Raw genomic sequence first — 3,277 nt, 5'->3', positions numbered from 1 at the left:
CTCTGACCTTCGAGCCGGGCCGAGCCTGCCACGGCCGGGCGTCATGGGATTCGAGAACGCCGCGCCGCGAACCGTCACGAATCCGTGACCGGCACCGCTCATCACGAATCAGTCAGGGGCCGCCTCGAGCCCGGGCGGCATCTTTGCAGAAAGCGACCCGGGCTACGACGGCGCGTGCGTGTTTACGGGAGAGATGGAGGCCATGGGGGATGGTGCGCGGCAGGAGAGACGGTGATGGACGGCCCTGACTTCCGCAGCCTGTTCGAGGCGGCGCCGGGGCTCTTCATGGTGATGCGGGCCGATGCGCCGCGCTACACCATCGTGGCCGCGAGCGACGCCCACCTGGCCGCCACCCTGAGCACCCGCGACGGCCCGCGCGGCATCATCGGGCGCGGCATCTTCGAAGCGTTTCCGGACCCGCCCTCCGACCCGGGCGCCACGGGGATGAACAACGTGCGGGCCTCGCTGGAGCGCGTGATCGCCAGCGGCGTTCCGGACGTCATGCCGGTGCAGCAGTACGCGGTGCGCCGCGCCGACGGCACGTGGGAGGAAAGGCACTGGAGCCCGGTGCACTCGCCGGTGGTCGACCGGATGTCGGGAAAGGTCACCCACGTCATCCAGCGCGTGGACGACGTGACCGCGGCCATCCGCCTGACCTCCGCGCACGAGACGCTGCGGGGCGAGCACGCCCGGAGCATCCAGGCGCGCCACGCCGCCGAGGACGCGAACGCTCATCTCGCCGTGCAGGGCGAGGCGCTGAGCCGCACCAACCGCCAGCTGCGTGAACTGGCGATGCACCTGGAGACGCAGGCCGAAGCCCTGCGGCGCAGCGAGGCCAAGTACCGCTCGCTGTTCGACTCCATCGACCAGGGCTTCTTTGTCACCGAGATGCTGTACGACGCGGGCGGCAGGGCGGTGGACTACCGCTACGTGGAAGCGAATCCGGCGTTCACGGCCCAGACGGGGCTGGCGGATCCCGTCGGCCGTACGGCGCGGGAAATGGTGCCGCTGCTGGAAGACAAGTGGATCCAGACCGCGGCCCGGGTCGCAGCCACCGGCCAGTCCATCCGCTTTCAGAGCGACGCCAAGGCCATGGGCCGATGGTTCGACGTGTTCGCTTTTCGCGCCGGCGCGCCGGAGGACCGCCGCGTGGCCATGCTGTTCGCCGACGTGACCGCCCGGCGCGCGATGGAGCACGAGCGCGAAACGCTGGTAAGGGAACTGATGCTGGAGCGCGCCCGGCTGGAAGACGTGTTTCGCCAGGCGCCGGCCTCTCTGGCCGTGCTGCGGGGCGCGGACCACGTCTTTGATCTGGTGAACGACGCCTTCTACGAGCTGGTGGGCCGGCGCGACCTGCTGGGCAAACCGGCGTTCGAGGCGCTGCCCGAGGTGCAGGGGCAGGGCTTTCGCGAGCTGCTGGACCAGGTTCTCGCCACGGGCGAGCGCTTCGTTGGCCGCGCGCTTTCGCTGCGCGTGGCGCGCACGGCCGGCGCCCTGCCGGAGGAGCGGTTCATCGACCTCACCTACCTGCCGCTGATCGAGGCGGACGGGCGGCGGGCGGGCATCATTGCGCACGGAACGGACGTGACCGAGCAGGTGCTGGCGCGCCGCGAGATCGAGCGGTTGCTGGAGGAAAGCGAGCGCGCCCGCGCCGAGGCAGAGGCGGCCAACCAGGCCAAGAGCGAGTTCCTGGCCATGATGAGCCACGAGCTCCGGACGCCGCTGAACGCCATCGGCGGATACACGGAGCTGATCGGGATGGGCGTTCACGGCCCCGTCACCCCCGAGCAGTTGAACGCGCTGGACCGCATTCAGCGCAGCCAGCGGGCGCTCCTGTCGCTCATCAACGAAGTGCTCAACTTCGCGCGGCTGGAGACGGGCACCGTGCAGTACGCCCTCACCGACGTGCCCGTGGCCGAGGCCATGACGGAAGCGGAGATGCTCGTGGCGCCGCAGCTGCAGGCCAAGCGGCTCGGCTACTTCTGGGCGGGGTGCGACCCGGCGCTCACCGTGCGCGCCGACCGCGAAAAGCTGCAGCAGGTGCTGCTCAACCTGCTTTCCAACGCCGTCAAGTTCACGGACGAGCGGGCCGGCGTGGCCGGGCGCGTGGAGGTGAGCTGCGAGACGCAGCCGGCCGGGCGCGTGCAGATCCGCGTGCGCGACAGCGGGCTGGGGATTCCGCGGGACAAGTGGGAGGCGGTGTTCGAGCCGTTCGTGCAGGTGGACCAGCGGCTCACGCGCGCGCACGAAGGCACGGGGCTGGGGCTCGCCATCAGCCGCGACCTGACCCGCGGGATGGACGGCGACCTCACCCTGGAGAGCGTCCCCGGCGTGGGAAGCACGTTCACCATCACCCTCCCCGCGGGGTGCCGCGCGGCCAGCGGCGTGGAAGATCGCGGCGTCTGACCATTTGCCCCTGACCATGAGCCCGGAGCAGGCCGGCGCCGCCCGTCCATCTCCCATCCCGAAAAGCACTTGCGCCCGCATTTCCACCGCCGCGGCATGGTGGATGCGCAGTGCCCCGCCCCGCTCGGCGGGCGAGCCGTGAAGGATCTTCAACGGGAGGGGACGATGCGAGCCATGGTGTACCGGGGACCGTACCGCGTGCGGGTGGAAGAAAAGGACATCCCCAGGATCGAGCACCCCAATGACGCCATTGTGCGGGTGCAGCGGGCGGCCATCTGCGGCTCCGACCTGCACCTGTACCACGGGATGATGCCGGACACGCGCGTGGGCATGACCTTTGGCCACGAGTTCATCGGCGAGGTGCACGAGGTGGGCCCCTCCGTGCGCAACATCAAGCGCGGCGACCGGGTGATGGTGCCGTTCAACGTGTTCTGCGGATCGTGCTTCTTCTGCGCCCGCACGCTGTACGGCAACTGCCACAACGTGAACCCCAACGCCACGGCCGTCGGCGCCATCTACGGCTACTCGCACACCACGGGCGGCTACGACGGCGGGCAGGCGGAGTTCGTCCGCGTTCCGTTCGCCGACGTGGGACCCAGCATCATCCCCGACTGGATGGACGACGAGGACGCGGTGCTGCTCACCGACGCCTGCGCCACCGGCTACTTTGGCGCGGAGCTGGGCAACATCGAGATGGGCGACACCGTCGTCGTCTTCGGCGCGGGGCCGGTGGGGCTGATCGCCGCCAAGTCCGCGTGGCTCATGGGCGCGGGGCGGGTGATCGTGATCGACCACATCGAGTACCGGCTCGAGAAGGCCCGCACCTTCGCCCACGCCGAGACCTACAACTTCTCGGAGTACGACGACATCG

2 protein-coding genes are annotated in these 3,277 nt (G+C 70.0%); both read left to right on the top strand.

Annotation, left to right across the window (positions count from 1 at the left end):
• Nucleotides 1-234: 234 nt before the first annotated feature.
• Nucleotides 235-2,406 carry an ATP-binding protein gene (locus VF665_RS06050; protein ID WP_331052519.1) on the top strand — a complete coding sequence of 724 codons (2,172 nt, stop codon included), beginning with the start codon at nt 235-237 and terminating at the stop codon, nt 2,404-2,406.
• A gap of 165 nt (nt 2,407-2,571) precedes the next feature.
• A partial coding sequence (locus tag VF665_RS06045; RefSeq protein WP_331052518.1) for an alcohol dehydrogenase catalytic domain-containing protein occupies nt 2,572-3,277 on the top strand: 706 nt, incomplete at its 3' end.

This window comes from Longimicrobium sp., from assembly GCF_036387355.1.
Taxonomy (GTDB): Bacteria; Gemmatimonadota; Gemmatimonadetes; order Longimicrobiales; family Longimicrobiaceae; genus Longimicrobium.
This window is presented reverse-complemented; position numbering and strand designations above follow the sequence as displayed.

What these genes read in the sequence shown, in the direction of transcription:
- VF665_RS06050 (WP_331052519.1), top strand. Translation starts at nt 235, where the DNA reads ATGGACGGCCCTGACTTCCGCAGCCTGTTCGAGGCGGCGCCGGGGCTC.